This is a genomic window from Bacillus inaquosorum, assembly GCF_023238325.1.
In the GTDB taxonomy this organism is placed as follows: Bacteria; Bacillota; Bacilli; order Bacillales; family Bacillaceae; genus Bacillus; species Bacillus inaquosorum.
Genome location: NZ_CP096592.1, coordinates 2816904 through 2839012 on the forward strand (window position 1 = coordinate 2816904; position 22109 = coordinate 2839012).

General features: G+C 42.1%; 24 protein-coding genes. All 24 read right to left on the bottom strand.

Features of this window, described 5'->3' with window-relative positions:
* Positions 1-8: 8 nt before the first annotated feature.
* The 24 genes from M1M80_RS14280 to M1M80_RS14395 all read right to left on the bottom strand — a co-directional run bounded on the left by M1M80_RS14280 (position 9) and on the right by M1M80_RS14395 (position 21999).
* Positions 9-986, bottom strand: a complete 978-nt coding sequence (locus tag M1M80_RS14280; protein WP_060399166.1) for an N-acetylmuramoyl-L-alanine amidase — start codon at positions 984-986, stop codon at positions 9-11.
* Between the two features lie 58 nt (positions 987-1044).
* A complete protein-coding gene (locus tag M1M80_RS14285; RefSeq protein ID WP_060399167.1) occupies positions 1045-1308 on the bottom strand; it encodes a phage holin in 264 nt (87 codons plus the stop codon).
* A gap of 14 nt (positions 1309-1322) precedes the next feature.
* A complete protein-coding gene (locus tag M1M80_RS14290; RefSeq protein WP_031600555.1) occupies positions 1323-1535 on the bottom strand; it encodes a BhlA/UviB family holin-like peptide in 213 nt (70 codons plus the stop codon).
* Positions 1536-1586: 51 nt separating this feature from the next.
* Positions 1587-1760 carry an XkdX family protein gene (locus M1M80_RS14295; RefSeq protein ID WP_080429041.1) on the bottom strand — a complete coding sequence of 58 codons (174 nt, stop codon included), beginning with the start codon at positions 1758-1760 and terminating at the stop codon, positions 1587-1589.
* Positions 1760-2131 carry a hypothetical protein gene (locus M1M80_RS14300; RefSeq protein WP_060399168.1) on the bottom strand — a complete coding sequence of 124 codons (372 nt, stop codon included), beginning with the start codon at positions 2129-2131 and terminating at the stop codon, positions 1760-1762. The genes M1M80_RS14295 and M1M80_RS14300 overlap by 1 nt, the downstream gene beginning before the upstream one ends.
* 12 nt (positions 2132-2143) lie before the next feature.
* Positions 2144-3733, bottom strand: a complete 1590-nt coding sequence (locus M1M80_RS14305; RefSeq protein ID WP_060399169.1) for a BppU family phage baseplate upper protein — start codon at positions 3731-3733, stop codon at positions 2144-2146.
* 12 nt (positions 3734-3745) lie between these two features.
* Positions 3746-3919, bottom strand: a complete 174-nt coding sequence (locus M1M80_RS14310) for a hypothetical protein (protein ID WP_164906782.1) — start codon at positions 3917-3919, stop codon at positions 3746-3748.
* Positions 3916-4224, bottom strand: coding sequence for a hypothetical protein (locus tag M1M80_RS14315; protein ID WP_060399170.1), 309 nt, complete (start codon positions 4222-4224; stop codon positions 3916-3918). The genes M1M80_RS14310 and M1M80_RS14315 overlap by 4 nt, the downstream gene beginning before the upstream one ends.
* 15 nt (positions 4225-4239) lie before the next feature.
* Complete coding sequence (locus M1M80_RS14320) at positions 4240-6138, bottom strand: phage baseplate protein (protein ID WP_060399171.1); 1899 nt, start codon at positions 6136-6138, stop codon at positions 4240-4242.
* Positions 6139-6189: 51 nt separating this feature from the next.
* On the bottom strand, positions 6190-7893 hold the full coding sequence (locus tag M1M80_RS14325; RefSeq protein WP_060399172.1) for a phage tail spike protein: 1704 nt from the start codon (positions 7891-7893) through the stop codon (positions 6190-6192).
* A 14-nt stretch (positions 7894-7907) separates the two neighbouring features.
* Positions 7908-8747 carry a phage tail family protein gene (locus tag M1M80_RS14330; RefSeq protein ID WP_060399173.1) on the bottom strand — a complete coding sequence of 280 codons (840 nt, stop codon included), beginning with the start codon at positions 8745-8747 and terminating at the stop codon, positions 7908-7910.
* Complete coding sequence (locus M1M80_RS14335; RefSeq protein WP_060399174.1) at positions 8741-13228, bottom strand: phage tail tape measure protein; 4488 nt, start codon at positions 13226-13228, stop codon at positions 8741-8743. The genes M1M80_RS14330 and M1M80_RS14335 overlap by 7 nt, the downstream gene beginning before the upstream one ends.
* 199 nt (positions 13229-13427) lie before the next feature.
* Positions 13428-13805, bottom strand: coding sequence for a phage tail assembly chaperone G (gene gpG, locus M1M80_RS14340; protein ID WP_060399175.1), 378 nt, complete (start codon positions 13803-13805; stop codon positions 13428-13430).
* Positions 13806-13869: 64 nt separating this feature from the next.
* On the bottom strand, positions 13870-14484 hold the full coding sequence (locus M1M80_RS14345) for a major tail protein (RefSeq protein ID WP_060399176.1): 615 nt from the start codon (positions 14482-14484) through the stop codon (positions 13870-13872).
* Between the two features lie 14 nt (positions 14485-14498).
* Positions 14499-14891, bottom strand: coding sequence for a hypothetical protein (locus tag M1M80_RS14350; RefSeq protein WP_060399177.1), 393 nt, complete (start codon positions 14889-14891; stop codon positions 14499-14501).
* A complete protein-coding gene (locus M1M80_RS14355; protein WP_060399178.1) occupies positions 14888-15286 on the bottom strand; it encodes an HK97-gp10 family putative phage morphogenesis protein in 399 nt (132 codons plus the stop codon). The genes M1M80_RS14350 and M1M80_RS14355 overlap by 4 nt, the downstream gene beginning before the upstream one ends.
* Positions 15286-15600 carry a phage head closure protein gene (locus M1M80_RS14360; protein ID WP_060399179.1) on the bottom strand — a complete coding sequence of 105 codons (315 nt, stop codon included), beginning with the start codon at positions 15598-15600 and terminating at the stop codon, positions 15286-15288. Before M1M80_RS14360 ends, M1M80_RS14355 begins: the two co-directional genes overlap by 1 nt.
* Complete coding sequence (locus tag M1M80_RS14365) at positions 15590-15892, bottom strand: head-tail connector protein (RefSeq protein ID WP_060399180.1); 303 nt, start codon at positions 15890-15892, stop codon at positions 15590-15592. The genes M1M80_RS14360 and M1M80_RS14365 overlap by 11 nt, the downstream gene beginning before the upstream one ends.
* Positions 15893-15909: 17 nt before the next feature.
* Positions 15910-16362 carry a collagen-like protein gene (locus M1M80_RS14370; RefSeq protein WP_060399181.1) on the bottom strand — a complete coding sequence of 151 codons (453 nt, stop codon included), beginning with the start codon at positions 16360-16362 and terminating at the stop codon, positions 15910-15912.
* 23 nt (positions 16363-16385) lie between these two features.
* A complete protein-coding gene (locus tag M1M80_RS14375; protein ID WP_060399182.1) occupies positions 16386-17681 on the bottom strand; it encodes a phage major capsid protein in 1296 nt (431 codons plus the stop codon).
* 38 nt (positions 17682-17719) lie between these two features.
* Positions 17720-18346 carry an HK97 family phage prohead protease gene (locus M1M80_RS14380; protein WP_060399183.1) on the bottom strand — a complete coding sequence of 209 codons (627 nt, stop codon included), beginning with the start codon at positions 18344-18346 and terminating at the stop codon, positions 17720-17722.
* A complete protein-coding gene (locus tag M1M80_RS14385; RefSeq protein ID WP_060399184.1) occupies positions 18309-19589 on the bottom strand; it encodes a phage portal protein in 1281 nt (426 codons plus the stop codon). The genes M1M80_RS14380 and M1M80_RS14385 overlap by 38 nt, the downstream gene beginning before the upstream one ends.
* 188 nt (positions 19590-19777) lie before the next feature.
* Positions 19778-21487 carry a terminase large subunit gene (locus M1M80_RS14390; protein ID WP_060399185.1) on the bottom strand — a complete coding sequence of 570 codons (1710 nt, stop codon included), beginning with the start codon at positions 21485-21487 and terminating at the stop codon, positions 19778-19780.
* Positions 21484-21999, bottom strand: coding sequence for a phage terminase small subunit P27 family (locus tag M1M80_RS14395; protein WP_060399186.1), 516 nt, complete (start codon positions 21997-21999; stop codon positions 21484-21486). The genes M1M80_RS14390 and M1M80_RS14395 overlap by 4 nt, the downstream gene beginning before the upstream one ends.
* Positions 22000-22109: the final 110 nt, after the last annotated feature.

A 22109-nucleotide genomic window follows, 5' to 3' on the forward strand; every position in this document is an offset into this window, starting at 1 on the left:
CTCTTTTATTACTTCAATTTCGCTTCAATTTTCGCTTTAGTCTTAGGCCCATAAATGCCGTCAGCAACCAATCCATATATGGATTGGAACCGTTTGACCGCATTTGCTGTTTTCGGACCGTACACGCCATCAATGCCGTTATTCTTTGCCCCTTTATCCGGGTAGAAATAAAGAGCAGCAAGAGCTTTTTGAATCTGCCTTACATCATCTCCTTTTCGCATAGGGCTTGTTACTCTAATGACACCAGAAGGCAGCGCATATGACGTTTTTTTGCTACTTGGTTTAGGGCTCGAAGTGCTTGAGCCTGTGAGCTTTAACTTTTGCCCAACTGTGATTTTATTCGGGTCCTTAATGTTATTCCAGCTCTGAAGGTTTGCTACACTTACCCCATGCTCTTTTGCAATTGCGGAAAGAGTATCGCCTTTTTTGACTGTGTAAGTGCTCCCTGAAGCCTTAGAAGCAGATGATGACGGTTTAGATGTTGTGTTTCCTCCCAGCGCATTTAATTCAGCTTCAATGGCAGCCTTAACCTCGTCCCATCTGCCCTCTGACAAAATACGGTGCGGGCAATACTTTCCGTTCCAGTCTTGATGCTTGCGGACACGATCAACGCCCCAGCCTCGTTCTTTAAGTAGCTGCGCCACAAATTTAATTGCCAGCTTTTCTGCCGCCCTATATTTCGGACCACCGGACTTGCTATAACAGATTTCAACAGCAATAGATTTCCGGTTCCCTGTTCCGTATGTGCCGTCTCCTGAGTGCCACCCATTGCGATTTGTAGGCAGTCCTTGGATTACTTGTTTGTCATCAACGGCAAAATGGTAGCTTGTCGAATTGGTATTGCCAATCATATAACTGATCTCGTTAGCAGCTGATGCATCGTTTGCCGTGTTGTGGATTGTGATGTATTCAGCGTCCATATAGTTCGGACATTTCAAAGCGTATTTAGCTTCTGATACAAGATTCTTTTTCACTGTGATTGTCATATTCATTCTCTCCATTCATTTTTTAATATAGAAAAAGCCGCCGGGTTATCCAGCAGCATCATTTTGTTAGATTGTTTTGTTTAAGAATTGATTTTTGTTGGTGCCCTTTTGCTGTCACATAGTTGTTTTTAAACCATGCAGCAAGTGTCGTACCGATCATGAAGATCAAAGAGCCGGCAGTGTAAAGAGCATCCGCAAGCTGATTAACCTGATCTTCTGAAATATCCAACGGTGACTTACCAAGCATCAGCATTGTTTGGTTAATAAGTGCAATCAAAAGAAGCACCGTCCGAATGACCGTGCCTTTGTCATAGTTTTTCATATCGTTTATTCCTCCTATTGTACTTTGCTTTCAATTTTGTCTAGCTTTTCAATTACAACATCATATTTTTCACTGAACTTCCCCAAGACTTCATTTTGGGAATCAATTTGATTATAGAGCTTTGCTTCCCTTTCTTTACTCGTTTTCATGACATAGAATAGGAGCCAGCAAAACAACACAGCAAAAGGCCCCTGAGTGATTAAATACTGTGTAATATCCATTTCCATAAAGCCCTCACCTCCTTCATGGCAAAATAAAAACACCTCTATGGGTGTTGGCTAACTTCCTAAATCTATGACAACCGGCTCTGTAGCTGGATAGGTCAGGCCAGTAATTTGTTTATATTGCTCTTCTGTAATTCTATTTAAAACAACAAAACGGGCGACATCAGCATTTGTGTAATACTGTCTCCCCCACCCATAAATAGTTTTCACATTTGCAAACCAATCCATTACGCTTCCCCTCCTTCGGCCAGCATCAATAACAAGTCCGCGATCATTTTCGCCTGAGTCTCAGCCTGATTTTGCGATTCTGCCAGTTGGACCATGATTGCGGCATTCTGAGCTTTTAACATCTCAATAGGAGATTGATCTTCACTGCTTTTAGCATGACTTAGAATTTCATCTATTTCTGTTTGCGTAGCCCCCTCAACCCACCCGCGTAAAACAGGATCAAATTTCGGCTTGAAAAGAGAAGGAGAGTCCGGAGGTTCAATTTCTGTGCAAAAGCCCGGAATAACATAATTACCGACGCCGTCTTTTTCGTAAACCAGAACTGGCTCAACGAATATAAAATTTTCATCATACTTATAAACCTGTTTCAACTTTCCCCCTCCTTAATCTAACGGGATCGGGTTAACGTCCATATGATAGCCGGTAACTGCGCTATTATCATTGGACATTAAACCGGTCAATTTTAAATCTCCGGTGCCATAAACAATGAGCTTGCAAATCCCTGTTATTCCTGATGTTGATACCAATACAACTGCTCCATTACTTGGCACCATAGAAGAAGGAATTGAACCAATTACAACCTCCCGGGGTGCTTTGATGTGACCTCTTAGTAAAAGCAGCTTCCCCCACTTGGCATATTGAAACGGCCTATCTCCGGTGGCTGCGCCGTTTTTAAGTGCGATGTTTTGCCAGGTTATATTATCAAAGGCTGCATCTGTGATAAGTCGTTTCCAACCCTGCCACCCTACAGTGTTGCCATCCCAATAATTCGTAAAGACATTATTTCTGTAGTCCATCGCATACACCCAACCATAGTTGCCTTTACCGTCAGATGATTGGCTTGTCATTTGATAAAAGCCTCTTGTAGAGGCTGTTGAAGGAGAATTTACTGCTTTACCATTTGCATAAAATGTACCCATACTTCTCCCTCTATTTACAATTGCCTGAAGCATGTCTTCGCCTTCATTCACTGCAAAAGAAACACCACCTACATCATTTGTAATTTTAGATAGTTGGGCGCCATTCCATTTTGTACGTTCTGCTGCAGATATATGGACAGTCGAATCTTTTACATGCGTATCAAATTCTGTTTTGGTTGCCTGTTTGTCATTGGTAACATTCCCAAGCCCGACTTGACCTTTTGTCACCCCGTGGGGATTGCCCTTATTATTAATGTGTTGATCAGTATACGTTTTTGCGTTTTTTTCGGCAGTATCTGCCTTGTTTTGTGCTCCCGTTGTCGTTTCTTTCGCATTCCAGTTTGAACGCTCTGTGGACGTGATATGACGCGTAGAATCCGTATTGTGTGTATTGAATTCTGCTTTTGTTGCTTGCTGCACGTTGTCTACGTTCCCCAACCCTACCTGAGTTTTTGTCACTCCATGGGGGTTGGACTTGTCATTTTTATGGGTATCTAAATTAACCCGAACAGCATCAGCCTTTTTCTGTGCCCCATCTTTTGTTTCAATGTTCTGTAAGTCCTCAAATTTTTGCCGCAGTTCTTCAACTGTCTGAATGGTTTCGTTGTAAAGCTCGTTGATCTTACTTTTTAAGGACTCAAAGTCGTCAATATAGTATTCAGCACTTGGCAGGATATCAGTGTCAATCAAGGCTTTCTTAATCTCAAAAGAAAACTCATGAATCGACATGGCCTGCTGATTTGTGTAGGAAACATCCAGCTCAGCCTGAACGGTTCCAACGTGTCTGATTTCTTCATCAGAGAGAACATACGTTAGCCGGCCGTTCAATTTATCAGTGATTTCAATATTTCGGACAAATCGGCTGCCGTCAGACATTAAAAGAACGAGCTTCACCACTGCCGCGGATAATGGCAGGGGAACCCCGTCCTTCATAAGCTGGAATGAAAGCTTTGCTGTTCCTTTGTCTTGAGTTGTATATTGGATATTTGTTTGTACCGGGCTTTTGCGCCGGCCATTGATCGTAAAAGTAAGTGATTCATCTTTGTACGGCATAGTGTCCCTCCTTTACTCTTCTATAGAAGGAGATCCTTTGTCAGCCTGTCGGAGCCTTTTGATCTCATTCATTTCCTCTTCTGTTATCTTGCCTTGATCGACAGCCATAGAAAGAAGCTCCTCCTTGCCGTCCCAATACCCTGATAGATAACACGTCTTGATAGCATTATAAAAAGGGCTGCTCATTCCGCATCACCCCTTACCATTGTTTCCAGTATATCGGCAACAGCTTTCAGCGCCTTTGCCCCGTCGCTTTCATCATCTGAATCAGCTGTCTCAAGAGCCTCGATGTATTCAGCCGATGCGCTTTCTACCCACTCTGTTCCCGTCCATTTGGCCTGCACCAAGTCACCCGGACTGATCTCGGTTGCATTTTCCGGAACAACACGTTTTACGTTTCCGTCATCATCTTCGATGTATTGAATTTCAACAGGGCAATCATAAATATAGTTTTCATCATATTGATAAGCCCACATTTGTTCATATTCCATATGAGACACCCCTTTTTAATCCAGCTTGATGATTTCATCAATATAGGTGTATGTTGCATTCGACGCGCTTTTTGCAAATAGCCCTAGAGCAGAGATATTTCCATTTGATCGAAAAACAATCTTTCTATCTCCTGTTGTACCTGCTACAGGGCAGCTTTTATAGGTATTCTTTTTAGGACGGGCACTGGCAGGCAATGTCGCAAAATCAACACCGTCTTTTTGTGGAATAGTAACTCGGCCCCTCACAAAAAGAAAACCTCCCTGTACTGCAAATTGCAAACGAAAGTTGCTGTCAGGATTCTTTGCGCCGTTCTTTAAAGGCAGGTTTGCCCAGGGTAGTTTTCCACTCGTTGAAATCTCGGACCACTCACCAACATTCCCGTCATTTGTCACGACTCTTGTCAAAATTTTAATTGGCCGCCCTGTTGCATTTCTGGTTAACGTTTGAATGACTGATCCGGCGCGATCTGCCGGCGCAATGTTCAACCACCATCCAGCGTTACCGCTGTCCGGATGATCCGAAAGCGTCTTTGTTTCAGTAGTCAGCATATAATAAAAACCGGGTTGCCTGAAATCTTTTAAGGACTTTAAGCCGTCCGGAAGACGTTTTGAATAGCCATTGTTTTGAGTGAGTTTATACCCTTGATACCCTTGCGCTAAATCAATACCGAATTTGGCTGCATTCTCTTTAGAATGGTAGGCATATACCTTGGCAAGCCTTTTTCCAACGGCTCCCGTCGCCACGCCAGCAAATAGCGATTTCTTCCCTGTCTTCGGGTCCTTATATAAAAAGACTGACTCAGGTTCACGGAAACCATCTTCGTATTTGCCGTCCGGCCCATAACCAAAATCACAAGAGATACGTTTTTTTAAGCTTCCATCTTTAAAACTAAATAACGTCAGCTCACATGGATATGTTTTGTTATTAGTATCTCCGGTGTACCAGTATAAGTCGTATCCGTCTATTGTGAAGCCTTGGAGATAAAATAAGTCATTCGGAATAGTCACCTTTCCCAGCACTTTATTTACGCCGTTTTTCACATCACTTAATTTTCGGAGCTCTACCAAACTATTACCGTCTTTTAATCTGATTCGGAACGCAATAAAACCATTTTCTCTATCAATGACAGGGATCGTATAGTAATCGTTAAATTTGTTATAGCGTTTAATGCCTCCGCTGCCACCGTTTAATGTAGCGCCCGCTGTATAAGGGAAACGCACAAGATCGTTTCCGACAGTGTTTCCGTTTGAATCGACAACATTATAGTTGGACCAGATATATATTTTTCCGTTTTCCCGTTCCAGTCCAATTGTGGTGCCGTGGCCGCCGTGTATGAGCGTCATGCTGTCCAGCATCACCCCGTTTTGGTTCATACGTGTAATGGTGAAACTTTCGCTTTTATCTTTGTTCCCACTGGCAACCTGTGTGGCGTAGATATCGCCTGTTAGTTCATCAATGACAAAACACTGAAGTACTGTTTTATCTGCCAAATTCAAGTTCGTATGGTAAACCGGCGGAACCGTTGTGAAATCAAAAGTCATTTCTTTTTGAATCATTGAATCCAAATTTTCGAGATCAGTTTCATTTGCGATGAGGTGATCACGTAAAGACGGATAGACTTTCCCTCTTTTATCTACCCGAGCATCTAAGGTTTCTTTTATATTGGTTCCATCTGCTTCTAAAATAATGTTTCGTAGTCGAGCTTTCGCTATTTCAATTTCCTCGTAAACTGTTAGCCCGCCGCCATGAGCCACTTGAGAAGACGTATGAGCAGTCACAGCCGATTTATGATTGGCAATGGAATTGGATAGTCCATTTAATTCATTTTCAATGCTTTCCAAGTCATCCCGCTGCTGTGCAAGATACAGTGAGTCTTTTGTAGAATCATAATCTTTTATTAATCTGATCACCATGAGATCACTCTCCTTTCAAGAACAAAACAAAAAGCACCCTGGTAAGAGTGCTCATATCATCATTCTTAGTTTTTGCATATATCGCTTTTGATCTTTCAATCTCTTCTCTTGCTCCATCTGAATGTCTTGAATATCTTTTCGGAAATTGGCAAATGTCAGTGTCGGCTTTGCGTAAGGATTCAATGGTTTATATTGAATGGCCAAAAGACGGACATCATCTTCGTAAGTCACGCCATATGATGTATCAGCCAAAATATGCAGTGTGTCACCCTTCCAGAAATCCTCTTGTATCTTTAAAAGCTTCGGCTCGTAGATGTATTCATAATCTACTTCTATTTCCGTCTGTGGATATGGATTGACGTACTTTTTCAACGCGGCTAACATACTGGACTCTTTTTTATATTTTTCATCCCGCAATGGTTCCGCCCATCTTGGCATACCATCAATCAAAAATTTATCTTCGTCAGGATGCTTGTACAATACCGGTTCAAAAACATACTCCGTTTTTTTGCTGTCTGTGCTGCTGTTTTCTTTAATTGCACCAAAACCCCTCGCTCTTGTGGAACACCCTTGAGTAGAGGTTTTGATTGTGATACCAGGCATATTATATCGAGTATCAAGTGTATGATTTATTCGTTTGCCCATTTTCTTATACACGTAGACTTTATAATTATCGACATCTAATTCTAAGCCATAGTCTTCCACAATTTCATCCATTAGATCATTTCCGAATCTGTCACCAAAATTCTCTTGTTCAACGCTAGAGAACTCACTTTCTTTGTCCATAAAGATGTACCTTAATTTTGTGCCTTTAAAAACAAAATCAAGCATCTTCCTGACGGTAAACGTCCCACTGATCGTACCTTCCACATAGTGATTGTTTAGTGTCACAACGTAAACGTGGCTTGCTGTTACTTTTTTCGAAAGCGTCCCTTCCTGGTTAATTTCAATATCTGTGATGAAATACTTTTGATGATTATATTTTTTCTCATCAAGATAAAGAATGTTGTCATTCACAAGCAAGTCGTATTCTGTGCCATTATCAGCTGTCCGTGTAATCGTGAATTCAATGTCCTTTTTCCCTGTCGTATCGTCTAATAAGTCCGGGTCAGCGCCTATGACTTCAATGGCTTGTGAATCGTCCTGACTCGCCACATGGAGCTTTGGAAAATATACATCTTTAGGAAGGCTCTGATTTAGCGTGATATCTTTTCCGTCATACTCTTTGCTCGGCAGGTCTACGATCGGATCAGGATTACTTGGTTCATCCGGATTGTCGGGCAGCCCCTCGGTGGTATCATATTTGGTTAACTTATACGTAAAAATAATGCTATTGAGCTTTGTTGCATAATTTGGATCAGTTGCATATCCAGCTTTTACGAGCGCAGCTGTGGCTTTTTGATAATCCGTCTCTCCGACAACGGCCCTGTAATGATTTTTATCCCAGCTTACGCCATTGAGATACAGGTTAGCTAAGTCATCAATTGACTCTTTCCAAGAGGGATATTTTCTAAACTTTGCCGGAACCTGAACATTTTCACCGTTGATGACTTCCCATGTCATCATAGTGACATATTGTCCCTTGTATTCGCCTTTCATTCCGAATAGGTTGTGTCCTTTTGTCGCAAGTTCACTTGTTCCCCATGCACTCTCAAGACATCCCTGGGCAATGATTAACGAAGCAAGAATTTGATGGTTTTTATAAACTCTTTGAGCGTCGGCCGCTATTTGTTTAATGAAATCTTCTTTAGCCAAAAAACCACCACCTCTTACAAATAATAAAGCCGAGTATCGAATTGGATGGTGAAGTCACTTGTGTTCTGAACTTCAAACTCATTCCATCCTATTTCAAGACTCGGCAGTCGGCCAGAAGTTTTAATCGGCGTGTTATTAATGATTGTATATTGTTTGAGAAAAGAAACCTGCTGACTTTTCTTTAGTTCCTGTTCAATCGTAAGCTTTTCGTCATTTGTATGATTGATCAACGTTACATTTTTACCTGCAGCATTTAACAGGACATTGTAATCATGGTCCATTGGATTTATCTGTACGTCACCGGGATTAAACACAGAGAAACGTTTCTGATTCTTAAAAGAATAGTTCAACTGGTCATTAGGCGGAATGTTCATACCGAAAGTTCGCTTTGCTCTAGTGAAATACTGCTTATCTTTTGTTGTAAAAGTTGTTTCCGCCATACCAGTAGTATTAGTGAACTCAACAGAGAAATCGTTGAAGGTTTTCTCCTTCTCTTTTGGAATGCTGAAATTCCCATCACACGTGACAAGGAAACGCCGATTCGGCCAAAGATCAGAAGAAATGTAATAAGGAAACGGCTTAACCAATAGGGCATATAGCTGATGCCTGTACATATAAAAATTCTCATGCTTGAGCGCATTCAAATAAATCTCAACATTTATTTTTCTTTCTCCGTAAGTCACATCGCGTGGGTGCTGCGGCAAAATCAGACCGTGCCGCCGAGGGATCGTAATTGTTTCCCGATTAATATTTGGAGCTTCCGGCAAAAAGCTCAATACTTCAAATTGAGGGAGTAAGCTGTCAAGGCTCTGCTCCCCTAGTCCATTATTAAAATCAATAAACAGTTTTACCATGCAGGCTTACCCCCGTTTCTATAACGTTTTTTGTTATAACGGTCCGCACTGGTTTGATCCAGTCTTGTCCCGTCTATATACGTGTGATTGTCTTTCAAAACAAGCTGCTGTAACAGCTGAATGCTTTGCTGAAGAGCATCTATTTGCTGACTCATCATGCTGATTTGCTTCTCTTGATTCTCAACCACACGGCTCATGTCAACATTCACATTGGTCTGTGGCGCTTTGTCAGCTGTAGCCATTGAAGCTTTTTGAAGCAACACAAGGGCTTTTGAAATCATCCCTTGTTGAAGTGACGGAAGAACACCAAGCTCACGGCCTACACGCGCCCATAAACCGATGTTACGTTCCCGATACGTCGGGTCTGTTGTAATCGTGGTCTCATCAAAGCCCCGTTCGTTTAGAATCGCCCATTTAGAGCCGCCACGCCCCGGTGAAGTCCCTCCTTTTGCGTAACCCACATACGGGCCGCCGCGAGCCATTGATTTTAAACCAGGGTGATTGGATATATCTCCATAACGTCCTTTGATGTAATTGATGGCAGCTAGTATATTATCAACCGGATTCAAAATGTTATTGTGCCCAGGAAACGCATTGGATGAAAACGTACTTGGAATTGTCTGCATCAGCCCACGAGAAGGATGACCGGCTCTTGCATTTGAGTCAGTAAGGTTAATGGCATTGGGATTTCCGCCAGACTCTTTCATTGCAATGGTGATCAAGCCAGGAACCCATGAGAAAGGTACACCAGCAATGCCAACAGCTTCTGCTACCCATTTTTGAACCTGAGCAGAACCTGTCGCTCCCTTATATGCATCTGCTGTGAAAAGCCCGGCATCCGGAAGAATGCTTTTTAAAAACTGACCAGCTCCATTTTTTAATGTTTGGAGGATACCAGTTCCTAGTGAGTCCACACCTTTTCCTGACTTAAAAGGAATAAAGCCCTTAAACAAGTTCTTAATCATTTTCTCAGGTCCATTCAAGATCATTTCCATAGCACCCGATGCAACATCTTTCGCTTTATTGACAACGCCCTTCCCTGCTGAAATCGCTCCTTTCACAAGCTTCTTGGAGCCATTAAGGGCGTCTTTGAAGAAGCTCCCGACACCTCCTGCATAACCAGGAAGACCTGTTGCTATAACTTCTTTTGACTGACTATGTGGGAGAACCGATGTACCACGCGGTAGATCCCAAACCTGCGGGCCGCCCATTCCAACCACATAAGTTCCGATGCCTGGTGTATGAGCAAGTTCAAAACCTTCTTCACCGACTAACGCCCTTCCGCCTGGGTGAAAGTCTGTCCCTTTTGCATAGGCTCTGCCTGGCGCTACCTGCATTTCAGAGTTGCCGCTGTACCCTTTAGGCTTCCATTCAGGAATTGTAGGAATGTGCATGAACTCAAGAACAGTATTGATCCCGCCGGTAATTTTATTAACAACACCTGCTAGATCAACGAGAAAAGTATCCCATTTCCCGAGCACTTCCCCTGTCTCCCAATCTACTTCTTTTACATGCGCGGCAGCCTGCATTTTCGCTTCACTTACTACGCCTTTATGAGTTTTTTCAGCCTGTTTCACAACCTGATCTTTTTGGCTCTTCGCAGAGCTAACTGTATCATCATGTTGTTTTTTAGTGATAGAACCCTTGACGTAATACTCTAGATCAGCGTTTTTCACTACTTCTTTATATTGCTTTTCAGCATTCTTGACCACATTGTCTTTTGCTTTTTTGCTGTTTTTAACTGTGGCAGCTGCTTCTTTTGCAGAAAGTTGAGTTTTGTTGTCTTTTAATTTTCCGGCGATAATTGTCTGCTCCTCTTTACTTTTAGTAAGAGCAGATTCAACATGACTATTCATTTTCTTAATAATCTGTTCTATTTCCTTACGTTCGTCATCTGTGATATCTCGGTGATCTTTAGCAGCATTTTCCCAAATCTTTTTGATGCGTTTGGTATATCCGGATATTTCTTTATGTTTGTCCTTATTGTTGTCTTTTATATTCTGTAATGTTTCTGTCTTCTCTTTTTCAGACATTTCTTTATTAGAAGCATAAAAATCACTTAACACTTTCAAAGATTTATCAGTGCTCTTTTGATAACCGTCAAGTATGGTTTTGCCCATCTTCTCATACTCGGTGGACATGTTATCAGCAATTTTTTTCGTGATCTTTTTATTGGTTAAATAGTAATAATTAAGCTTGGCACCGACTTTAGTGTTCATGTCTTCATACGCATTAATCGCTTTTGAAGTGGATTCAGATACCTTATCACCAAAGTCGATCGTTGCTGGTAGCACCCTTTTTTTCAAGTTGTCGTAATACTTAAATCCTGCATCAGCTAAGAGGGTAACACCAGTAACAGCTATTCCGATCGGTCCCCCAAGCAAACTGAGCCCGCCGCGCAAAAGACCGACAACTCCGGTACCTTTTTTAAGAATGTCAAAAAGACCGAAACCACTTTTCGCAAGTTTCATAAAGCCGCCAGCACCTTTTACTGCATTCACTCCAGCTTTTACAATGCCTGATCCAAATTTGACAAGTTCAGGTGCAAAAGAAAGGATCAGCCCGGCTATTGTTCCGACTGGTCCGCCAAATAGGCTAAGTCCAAGACCAGCTACACGTGAAGCACCGCCAAGACCACTCATCGCTCTTGTGCTTCTGCTTGTTGTTTGTTCAAGCCGTCCAACTCTTGTTGCAGCAAGTGCAGAGGTTTGATGGAAACGATCCATCCTTGTGGATGCTACTGCCGCAGCTGTTGAAGTGGCAGTCATGCCCACGGCCGCTGTTCTTGAGGCTGTGCCAGCCGCAATCGCCTCAGCAGAGTAAACGGTTAGACTTGTAGAAGCCCGATTCACATTCCCGGTTAAATACGCCCCAGCTGTGCGAAGCATATTCCAACCAGCAGCCATTTTCGGAATTGCACCTAATGTGAGCAGGAAAGCACCGCCCAAGAGCGAGAACACGGTAACCGCCGCACCTGTAATGGCAATTGTGCTAGCCACTGAAGAAGGCAAGGAATCAAACCATGTGACAGCGCTTGTAATAACGTCTGTTGTAGCACGTATCACCGGGATGAATTGATTTCCAAGTGTAATAACAGCATTATTTGTGGCCGACTTTAGGTATTCAAATGATCCGGCCAGGTTGTCCATTTGCTTATCGGCGATTTTTTCTGCCGTGCCGCCGCTGTTCTCCAATTCTTTTGTAAAGTCTTGGAGTTTATCCTTTCCAGCGTGCATTAAGGTAATGAATCCTGATAGAGCATGCTGGCCGGCAAGCTGTTTGGCAATCCGGATTTTTTCCGTCTCTGTATAATCTTTCGTTTTCTCGGTGATTTGTCCCATAATATCAGCTAACGGCCGCATTTTCCCGGTTGAGTCCGTTACTTTAAGCCCCAGCTCTTCAATTGCGGATGCTGCTGGCTTCGGAGGCGCAGCCAAACGAGTTAGTGTAGACCTTAATGCCGTTCCGGCCATATCAGCTTTAATTCCGCTGTTCGCCATGATGCCGGTTGCCGCGGCCAATTCTTCCATGCTTACGCCCGCAGTTTTTGCCGCCGGGGCCGCATATTTCATGGTTTGCCCAATCTCTTGGAGAGTAGCATTCGAATTGGTAAACGTATAGGCCATAACGTCGGCAACACGGTTTGTGTCTTCTGCTTTGATATGGAACTCAGTTAGGATGTCTGAAACAATATCAGCTGTGACACCTAGATCGGTTTGTCCAGCTGCCGCAGTTGCCAATAAACCAGGCATTGCACCAATGATTTGATTGGTTTTATAACCGGCCATCGCTAAATACTGCATCCCTTCAGCTACTTGCCCATCAGTGTATTGTGTTACGGCCCCAAGATGACGGGCAGTTTCAGTAAGCGCGGCCATTTGGTCATCCGTTGCATTTGCTAACGCTGCAACCCGGCTCATTTCCTTTTCAAAGCTTGCTGCAGCCTTTACAGTTGCCCCGATGCCAAGAGCCCCAACAGCTCCTATAGCTGTCAGTGCTTTCCCTGTTTCGGTCGCAGAGTTATAGACAGCATTTAACTCTTTCGATACTTCTTGTGAATCTTTCTTGAAGACAGAAAAAACGCCTGCTGCTCGCTTTCCACTTGCAGAAGTATTTTCAAATTCTTTAGTAACCTGCTGCAGTTCTCTTCCTAAATTTTGATGAACAGCTATTGCATCATTTAAGCGCCGAGCTTGGATTTGTGTCTCGCGGTTGTCCTTTCCTTTTTGACGGGCCAATTCATCATATCTCTGACGGTGTTCTTGAACTAAACGGCCTTGAATCTTATATTTATTGTTTAGCCCTTCCATTTGCGACTGAAGGAGCTTCGTTTGGTCACCGGTATTTTTATAAATACTGCCGGCCGCCTTCATTTCTGAGTTTGCCAGGCGCATTTGCCTTTTTAGGCCTTCAATACCTCGATTAAAACCTGTATCATCAAGACCTACTTTGACAACCATGTTTCCTATTGGTTGAGCCATATGTAAACACCCCGCTTTCCTGGCATAAACTCAATAAAAAAAGACAGGTGAGTACCTGTCTAAAAGACTTGATCAATTGTTACCGTCTTAACTCTCGGTTTATTCTTTTCAGCTAAAACCTCTAAGTAATGGTAAATGTCCATATTATCTATTTCAGTCATTTTCCACCCTTGTTCAAGCAAAGTGGAATAAATTTCATTTATTTGCTGGATTCCTCGTTCGTAGGTGTACTCTTCTCCGTCTTCTCCTGCAAAAAATCTTGGTCAAAGGCCTCTATTTCCTTATACCCTGCTATCTCTGAGAGAATGCGGCTGACTTCTTTACCAACTTCAAAAGACTCTAGTCCTTCGAACAATTCCTCATATGAGAATTGATTTTGAAAAACACTTACGATGAACTGCATTTGTTTTTCAAGCGTTTTAATGCTTTTTTCAAGGTCATCTGCCGTTTTTTCAGCCTCTGCATTAAGCCTTAACGCTTCAATAAGTGCTTTCGTGTTTGTCCGCGGTGCAATGAATGTTTTAAACTTTTTTTCGTCTTCAAACCACAGTTTTATTGAAATATGTTTTTGAGCCATGATGACTCCTCCTTTTAGTTAAATGGTTTTTGTCTGAATAAAGAGAAGCTTTTCAGCCCCCCTTTTATTTCCCTAGATCAGTACTTACATTTTCTTCTGTACCTTGTTTTTCATTTTGATAGGCATCACCAAAAACTGCCTTATAAAAATTGTCCAGATTAAATTTTTCTCCATCTTCGTCCGCCACGATTTTGAACACATCATCCTGCTCTCTATCTACAAATTCTGCTGAGAGTTTGATCGTTTGGAAATCCGTTTTATCTTGTTTTGTTTTCCATTCATCACCCGGCAAAGAGAATCTGCCTTTTACCAAGCCCACATGACGAGACTTGCCGTTTGCTTTAGGTCCTTGAAACGTCATCGCAACCCAAGGAGGAATGATATTTTTCTTAAACAAATACAATCCGTTTTCATCTTGTTCAATTCCAAGTAATTTAGAGAGAATCTCCATTGGCAGATCCCGCATTTCAATGTCTAATTTAGTTGAACCAGTTGAAACTGCAAGATCGACAAGTTTGTCATCCGCATATTGTTTTTCTGTGGATGTTTCTGTTTCAACTTTCATATTAATTGCAAATTCGTAGTCAAGAATTTCTGTGGGAACAAAAAATTTACCCGCCTTTTTTAAAGGCGCAAATTTCACATTCTTCAAACCTGTAACTGAACTGTATTCAGGCATCTTAAAACCTCCAATTATAATAAAATGTTCGCTTCGAACCGATATCCTTTTCGAATAAGCCGTTCTTTTTGTAAAAATTCATTGATAGGGACCGTTGTCTGAAATTCCAGGCCGCCCATTACGTCCACAATAGGGGCCAAAATAGGATCGCATGAACTATTGTGGTACACATCAATCTGATAAACGGCGCTGTCTTGTATCGGCTTCCCATCAGCCCATTTAGTTGTTTTGTAGTCTATCTCCTGAACCACAATGTAAGGAGGAGAACTTTCAAGCCCTTCTGGTACGGCCAATTCATAAATATTTGCAGGATCAATTAATAATAAAAGCGCCGGATGGGTTTCCAGCGCTTCAAATACCTTGTCCTTTAATTGCATTGATCTTTCGATGAGGTTTAAAAGACTCATAGCTTATACCCCGCCTTTATGACCTTTTCCATAGCATCAAGCATCTTATCATTTGCCTGAATCATACTGTTTCGAATAAAAGGATTTGCTGCCTGATGAATGGTGCCAAACTCCGGCAAGTGAACACGGAATTTAGTGTCCTTTGTGGGACCGACAACCGCATATATTTCTCCGTCTTCATCTCGCTTTATCCTGTTTCCAACAATAATGTCCTCGTCAATGTGAGGGTGCTTACCCCCAATAGCTGACCGCGGAGCATTATCATTGATTACTTCCGCCAATACAGCACCGCCTGCTTTTACGGTTGCTTTATGGATTTTTTCGTCCTTGCGGGCTAAGTCTGCGAATGTAGATTCCAGTTCTTTAAACCCCTTCAATTCCAGCTCAAAATTCATCAGCTCACCACATTTGCTTTAATTGTAATGAAGTGCCGACGCGAATAGTTGGGCAAGATCGACTCAATTTCATAAGCCTTTTCACGAAAAATGATTCGCATATGCTCGTCTATGTCTTCGCGATGTCGAATTGTAAATTCCACTGTCTTTTCCTTCTGGATCGCAGCCGCAGCATAATACTCTCGGCCTTTTAAACCTTCAGCTTTAGCCCAGCATTCTATTACCGTTTCCCAGCTGTCCTTTCCATCCACAGGCAGGCGTCCACCAGGTTTCTTTTTCTGAAATTGAATCCGGTATCTCATATCATTCAACATTAGGAGCAGCCTCCGGCAATGTATATTTGAGCTGATTGACCATGGTAGTCAGCACGCCGTCCAAGTTAGAAGTTGTACCGGCAATTTCTCTGTTTTCATACCAGTGAGCAACGAATGCATTCACACACATTGCCGCCCTGGCTGATTTATTCGGGAATGTAAGACCGGTAGCAGAAGCAATGTATTCTTTTGCTGATGCAATAAAGTCTACAATCAAATCATCCTCCAGATCACCATCAACCCGGAGGAACTTTTTTGCCTTTTCTAATTCAATTTTTTCTTCTTCTGTCACTCGACATCACCTGTCTTTCATTCAGCAGAAGTGTTCGGTTTCAGCTCATCAATTTGTTTTTGAAGCCCATCTAATACGTTTTTCACTTCACTATTTAAGTGATCCATCATAACGCTGCCCGTTCCAATGTTAATGCTGCGGACTGATTTTTCTCCCAGCATTTCATGTACAATAGTTTTTTCACCGATAACAGCTGGATCACCCTTGTCACCCTTTGGACCTTGGGGACCTGGCTCACCTTGTGGGCCAGCATCTCCTTTTGGACCTTGAGGACCAGTATCTCCTTTGTCTCCCTGCGGACCGGTATCCCCTTTAGGACCTTGAGGCCCCGGTTCGCCTTGAAGACCTTTTACATAGAGAGGATTTTGTTCGCTGTTGTCCGCAATAGAGACATCTGTAATTGGTTCCCCTGATCCGTTGTCTCTTGCTGATGTTTTTGCTCCGTTACTTTCATTTAAAAAATCTGCCATGTTAAATCAATCCTTTCGTTTTTTTATTTACCTAAGTCCGCAGATTCAGTCGATGGTGTTTCCACTTGTGCCTCTTCTCCAACAACAAGATCAGTCACGATGATAGCTGCTTCTGGATCAACAACTTTCCCGTCGAATCGTTCAATGCCTCGGAAATATGTTTGATCAGTGAGGAAAGCATCCCCGCCCACATCAGTTGATTTAATTTCGAACTTTTGACGATCGAACATAAAATATCCACGTTTGAAATCACCAAAAAGAATGTGTGTTTTTTGTGTCTTTTCGTCAGTAACAATTTCGTCATAGACTTCAACTGGACGGCCGAACAGAAGGAAATTGTCTTCATTTCTAGGGTCTTCAGCCAAAATACCTCTGCCGTTTTTGTCCTCAATGTTTGCCAGCGTTTCAAACGCTTCTGTGTTCATCACCCATTTTGCGTTTTTACGGTATCCTCGTTTAATCTGGTTTTTGACTTTTCGCAAGAACTTAATAGTGATGAGAGACGGTGCCTTGATTGACTTGAATTTCCCGCTAGAAATGATTCCTTCAACGTTCTTCTCGCCGCCTACTCCGTAAAAGATTTCATCATTTTCTGTTACGATAGCAGATTCAGAGAGCCAGTCCACGATCTCACGAACAAAGTTTACAAATGAATCATTTAAGAGCTCGCTAGGCGCAGGCATAAATCCGGCGAATTTCTTCACGTTATACCAGATTTGATCAAATTCCATGTTTTTCAGTTCTTTGATTTGTTCTTTCTCGGCCGTGTTATAAAGTTTTCCAGCCACACCCTTTCGGACTGTATAGCTCCCTGATGGAGCAGTTTTTGGTACAACGCGAACCAAATTACGTACTGAGTTTAGCTCCTGAATAGATTTCAGAATTTCTTTTGAAATATCATCTGGTACAGTGTATCCCCCGTCTTTATCACTCCCAGAAGACAATGAGCGATTTTCTTTTAAGACACGCTGCATCATACTTCTTTCTTCTTCGCCAAGATCATGGCTGCGTCCGGTCAGCACTTTAAACCAAGCATCCCGGTACTCTTTTGTAGCTGTTAAAATATCGCGCTGTTCGGGTTCTTCATCGGGCTTTCGTTCGAATTCTGGTACAAAGTTTCGTTCTTCACCCAATGCCGGCAGTTCCAAGCCACGCTCTTCTGACATAAGCTCGATTTGTTTGTGCAGCGCCTTGGCTTCATCAAGCATACTGCGGGCTTCTTCGGACTTCCCTTCATTCAGAAGATTGGATGCCTCTTGTTTTTTCTGTGTGAATTTTTGTCTCAATTCACGTTCTTTTTTCGTCATAGCAACTGTCATTCGTATTTCCTCCTTGAATTTGGACATAAAAAATAGACCTAAATTGTCAGGTCTAAAAGTTCAAGCTCCATTTTTAATTTTTCAATTGGGGCAGTACGCATTTCTTTTAACTGCTCCACTTTAGCCAAGCTTCGTTCACTAACAACGGCCTCCGTATCGCTATATGCAGGTGTTGTGACCAGCGATATATCAAAGATTCTATCTATAGCATTGATTCGCCGTTCATAAACTCCTTCTTCATCATTATGCTGCCACTCATCCGGCTCTCCATTTCTGTGATCCAAAGAAAAAGCAAAAGAACACTGATTAACGACTCCGCTTCTAACATTCACCATTAAATCCTTCGCATACGACGTATCTGTAGGGATAAAACGGAATTTGAGACCTATTGCATCTGTTTCCAGCTCAAGCCTTCCTACGTCCTCAGAAACGGTATTTCTCGCTAAGGGATAATCCTGACGATGGTTAAAAAGTGCGACTACGTTAGAAAGGTCTGTAGAATCCAGGGCGTTCCGGCTGATGATTTCTTTAAACCATCCTCCCAACGGCTCGGACCATTTTTCGAATTTCAAAGCGTATCCCTCAATAAAATGCATTTTCTCTTCGCCTTCACCGGCAGAGCGTAACTCAATTTTCGTTGTCAGATGACGTACTTCCTTGTTCACTTTTGTTTTCACCCCCTTTAACTGATTTTGCTTTACTCATTTGATATTGCTCAAGCGTATCTAAGAACGTGTAATTTAGAGAAACAAGATGACGGTCTCCATTTTCGATGGCATTTCTCTCTTCTAATGCTCGGATTTCATTAATATTCAAACCGCTGATGCGTTCCATAATTTCGTAATACTCAGCCCTTGATTTTGCATCACCGCGTAATTCGCTATTAACATTAAATTTGGTATAGTACCCCTTTTTAATATCGTCATCGGTAAACAGCTTAGTAATGAACTCTTGTTCAAACGATACTAACCACGGCTGAAGTGTATTTTTTACATACTCAATAGATTGGTGTTCAATATTGCTAAACGTCGCACGATCGAGCTCATTGATCTTATGCAAAGGGACTTTAAAAATGGAAGCAATCTGAGCCTTATTAAATTTCATTGATTCTACAAATTGTGCCTCTTGCAATGGCATTGAAATTGATTGATAATCAAGCCCGGCATCAATAATGGCAATATTTCTCCCTGCATTTACCCTGTCCCATTCTCTCCTTGCTCGGTCCTTCGCGCCTTCCTCTAACAAGGTAGGCACTTTCAGAATGCCCCTGGGGGTGGCATCATTCTTATACAACTTCGCGTTAAATTTTGTAGCAGCTGATTGAGCTCCGACTTGCTCTCTTATAACGCCTATTGGACTTTTACCGTTAATCCCGTCCTCAGTCATACCTTTGAAATGCAAAACCTCGTCAGCATACAATTCCACTCTTTTTGAATTAATGATGGTTTCATACCACAAAATTCCTGTATTCGGGTCCACATAGGGATGAGTATTGGCCGGATTTAACGGTAGCAAATCAGTAATAAAACCATTTTTATCAGGCTTTAAATACGAATATCCATTGCCCCAGGTACAAACATGGGTCATCATTAGCTTCTTCCAAGTGAAAGCCGTCATGTATTGATTCGGTTTTAGATAAAGTAATGAAGCAATTGGATGATTCATCCCGCTTTCGATATTTCCATTAACCTTTTGGAATGTATGAATTGAAAGTTTTGCAATATCATCGGATAAAACATTCACACAGGAAAACACATCAGGATGAACCAGTGCAGTTGCTTCGCTTACACGCTCGCCGCTTGCTGTTTTGGAGCCGCCAAACATATCAACTATCCACTCTGGTGGATCAGCAAGGTTCCAGGGATCAGATGCATTTGATCTTTTTGAAAACAATCCTTCTAAAAACAATTAATCACCCCCTTTTCTTGCTCAAAAGTGCAGCATAAAACATAAAAAAGACACCCGTCAGAATAAGACCGATGTTTGCGTTTAAGCGATATGCGGCAGTCAGAACAAAAGCAGCTCCAATGATAAATAGAAAATCATTCAAAAAGAGTAGAAAGACCTTCAATATTTTCTTCACTCCTACACCACCTTTAGAAAGAGAAAGAAGCTGACTGAATATAAGCATTTAAATCAACTTCATTATTAATCTGAGAAGCGCGCACATACGCATTAATTAAAGCTGCTGCTGGATCAATACGCTGAGTAGATTTGGATTTATCAAGCATGATATTCTCCTGGGCGTCTACTTTTGTTACCGCATTACCCATCGCCCATGTTAACAAATCATTTTTTGGATGAATGATTTTTTTCGATTTGACTTTAGCTCTAAAATCCTTTGTTGGTTCGGACAACGTTGCTACACCCTGCCTTATTTCAACCATTGTGTATCCATCAGCTTCCATTTGCTGAGCAAACTGAGTGGCGTTGTATGGATCATAACCTATTTCCTTGATTCTCCACCCATTTTGGTTCTCCATTTTTTTGATGAAAGCCCTGATATAGTCATAGTCAACAACTGCACCATCTGTTGTCGTTAACCATCCCCTTTTCTTCCACAAATCATAGGGGACGTTATCTGTCTTCATTCTTTCATGGAATGTATCCTCCGGCATAAATCCGTGACTTTCTACAGCAAAACTGCCGTCATCTAACGGGAAAATAAAAGATGCTGCCGTTAAATCAATTGTTTTTGATAAGTCAATGCCAACATAGCACTCTCGATTTTTCAAATCCGGGAGTTTATCAGATCCGCAATCTGTCCATGCCTGCATATCCATATAACCATTCTCCCGCATGTTAACCCAGATATTCATGTTCTTTGTCATGAAATTTCGCATTTTCTCCGGGACGGCAAGCGCGACCTCCAACTCTCCACGTAAATAATTCAAGCCGTGTTCATTGGCCGCAACAATCGGATTTGCTTTAATCCAATTCTTTTCGTCTTTAACGTCGTCACCTTTATCAAGCTCATTGATCATCACAAAATACTGTTCATTTTGTTCCACCTTATTCGGGTCCAATATGCGGGATACATAATCATATTCAACTCGATAAGCAGGGTTATTCAATTCAAATCCGGCCGTAGTAATAATCAGCATCAATGGCTGAGCACGGGCAGCCATACCGGAAGCCAGGACATCATAAATCTCTGAGGTTTTATGAGCGTGGTATTCGTCGATAATGCCGCATTGCGGGTTAAAACCATCCCCTGTTTTGCCAGCATCCTTGGAAAGCGCCTCGATTTTAGATTGAGTTTTTGGATGCTCGATTTTCCCATATGCAATTCGATATTTTTTCTCCGGCTTGTTCAAAAGGTCGGCTTGCATAATCTGCGCCTTAATTTCATTCCAGCAGATTTTTGCTTGTTCCGTTTTTGTGGCACCAATGTAAACCTCGGACATATATTCATCGTTTGCCATTGCCTCATAAGAACCAACACAAGCCAGGCTCTGAGTTTTGGTGTTTTTACGACCTACCTGCCAATAGACTTTTTTAAATCGGCGATAGCCGGTATCCTTATGCACCCAGCCGTACACATTGCCAAAGATGAATATTTGAATAGGCTCAGGTACAATATTTTCACCCTGCAAAGGCCCTTTTGTATGTTTAAACTGAGTCATCCAATAAAGGAACCGGCGGGCTTTTTCATCATCAAACACATAAGGAAACTCCCTTGTTCCTTCCCGACTCACATCATTTAAAAAACGCTCACAGGCCCAAATGTGTTTTTCACACGCCACAATCTCACCCGATATCACATCGCGCGAGTAATCAATGATAAATTGTTTGATTGTCTTCATACGTTTTTAAACTCCTTCTCCGCAGCCGTCTTTTCCCGCTCTTCCTGGGTACGGGTGATAGCAAGTTTTGCCCGGGCAGACGGTGTAAGGCCAAAGTCATTCGCTGCTGATTTCATTTGATCAAAATAATTCTTTTGCCGCTTTAATAACGGATGCTCTTCACCAACAAGCTTTATTGGGTTGCCGTCTTCGTCTTGTCCTTCCGTATGGACCATGATCCCGTCTTCTTCAATAATTTTAGAAATTGATACATACTGCGAATAGGCATTACAATAGGCAGCCAACATGCTGATGTCCGCTTCCGTGATGATTTCAACTTCTGTTAATAGAGCAGCAACCCGTTTGAATTCTTTTTTCCCGACCTTATCCAACCACGTTGGCGGTTTTATATTATCGGATCGCATTTTCATTCTCTTCTCGTGCTCAGCCCGGGCGGCCAGCTCTTCCGTATTCTTTTTATTTGGGTTGCCCTGTATCAATTGAAGCGTCGCGGATTTTGCAGGCCTCGGCATGTTCTCACCTCATTTCACATCAAAAAAATTGCATTTTTCGCTTGTTTTTTTCACCAATCGTGATACGATGGAATTAACAACAAAACCAGTCGTACCAAGCCCTCCCGGCA

Excerpts from the sequence above, each read along its gene's own strand:
- M1M80_RS14280 (WP_060399166.1), bottom strand. The coding sequence starts at position 986 with ATGACAATCACAGTGAAAAAGAATCTTGTATCAGAAGCTAAATACGCT.
- M1M80_RS14285 (WP_060399167.1), bottom strand. The coding sequence starts at position 1,308 with ATGAAAAACTATGACAAAGGCACGGTCATTCGGACGGTGCTTCTTTTG.
- M1M80_RS14290 (WP_031600555.1), bottom strand. The coding sequence starts at position 1,535 with ATGGAAATGGATATTACACAGTATTTAATCACTCAGGGGCCTTTTGCT.
- M1M80_RS14295 (WP_080429041.1), bottom strand. The coding sequence starts at position 1,760 with ATGGATTGGTTTGCAAATGTGAAAACTATTTATGGGTGGGGGAGACAG.
- M1M80_RS14305 (WP_060399169.1), bottom strand. The coding sequence starts at position 3,733 with ATGCCGTACAAAGATGAATCACTTACTTTTACGATCAATGGCCGGCGC.
- M1M80_RS14310 (WP_164906782.1), bottom strand. The coding sequence starts at position 3,919 with ATGAGCAGCCCTTTTTATAATGCTATCAAGACGTGTTATCTATCAGGG.
- M1M80_RS14315 (WP_060399170.1), bottom strand. The coding sequence starts at position 4,224 with ATGGAATATGAACAAATGTGGGCTTATCAATATGATGAAAACTATATT.
- M1M80_RS14320 (WP_060399171.1), bottom strand. The coding sequence starts at position 6,138 with ATGGTGATCAGATTAATAAAAGATTATGATTCTACAAAAGACTCACTG.
- M1M80_RS14330 (WP_060399173.1), bottom strand. The coding sequence starts at position 8,747 with ATGGTAAAACTGTTTATTGATTTTAATAATGGACTAGGGGAGCAGAGC.
- M1M80_RS14335 (WP_060399174.1), bottom strand. The coding sequence starts at position 13,228 with ATGGCTCAACCAATAGGAAACATGGTTGTCAAAGTAGGTCTTGATGAT.
- gpG (WP_060399175.1), bottom strand. The coding sequence starts at position 13,805 with ATGGCTCAAAAACATATTTCAATAAAACTGTGGTTTGAAGACGAAAAA.
- M1M80_RS14345 (WP_060399176.1), bottom strand. The coding sequence starts at position 14,484 with ATGCCTGAATACAGTTCAGTTACAGGTTTGAAGAATGTGAAATTTGCG.
- M1M80_RS14350 (WP_060399177.1), bottom strand. The coding sequence starts at position 14,891 with ATGAGTCTTTTAAACCTCATCGAAAGATCAATGCAATTAAAGGACAAG.
- M1M80_RS14355 (WP_060399178.1), bottom strand. The coding sequence starts at position 15,286 with ATGAATTTTGAGCTGGAATTGAAGGGGTTTAAAGAACTGGAATCTACA.
- M1M80_RS14360 (WP_060399179.1), bottom strand. The coding sequence starts at position 15,600 with ATGTTGAATGATATGAGATACCGGATTCAATTTCAGAAAAAGAAACCT.
- M1M80_RS14370 (WP_060399181.1), bottom strand. The coding sequence starts at position 16,362 with ATGGCAGATTTTTTAAATGAAAGTAACGGAGCAAAAACATCAGCAAGA.
- M1M80_RS14375 (WP_060399182.1), bottom strand. The coding sequence starts at position 17,681 with ATGACAGTTGCTATGACGAAAAAAGAACGTGAATTGAGACAAAAATTC.
- M1M80_RS14390 (WP_060399185.1), bottom strand. The coding sequence starts at position 21,487 with ATGAAGACAATCAAACAATTTATCATTGATTACTCGCGCGATGTGATA.
- M1M80_RS14395 (WP_060399186.1), bottom strand. The coding sequence starts at position 21,999 with ATGCCGAGGCCTGCAAAATCCGCGACGCTTCAATTGATACAGGGCAAC.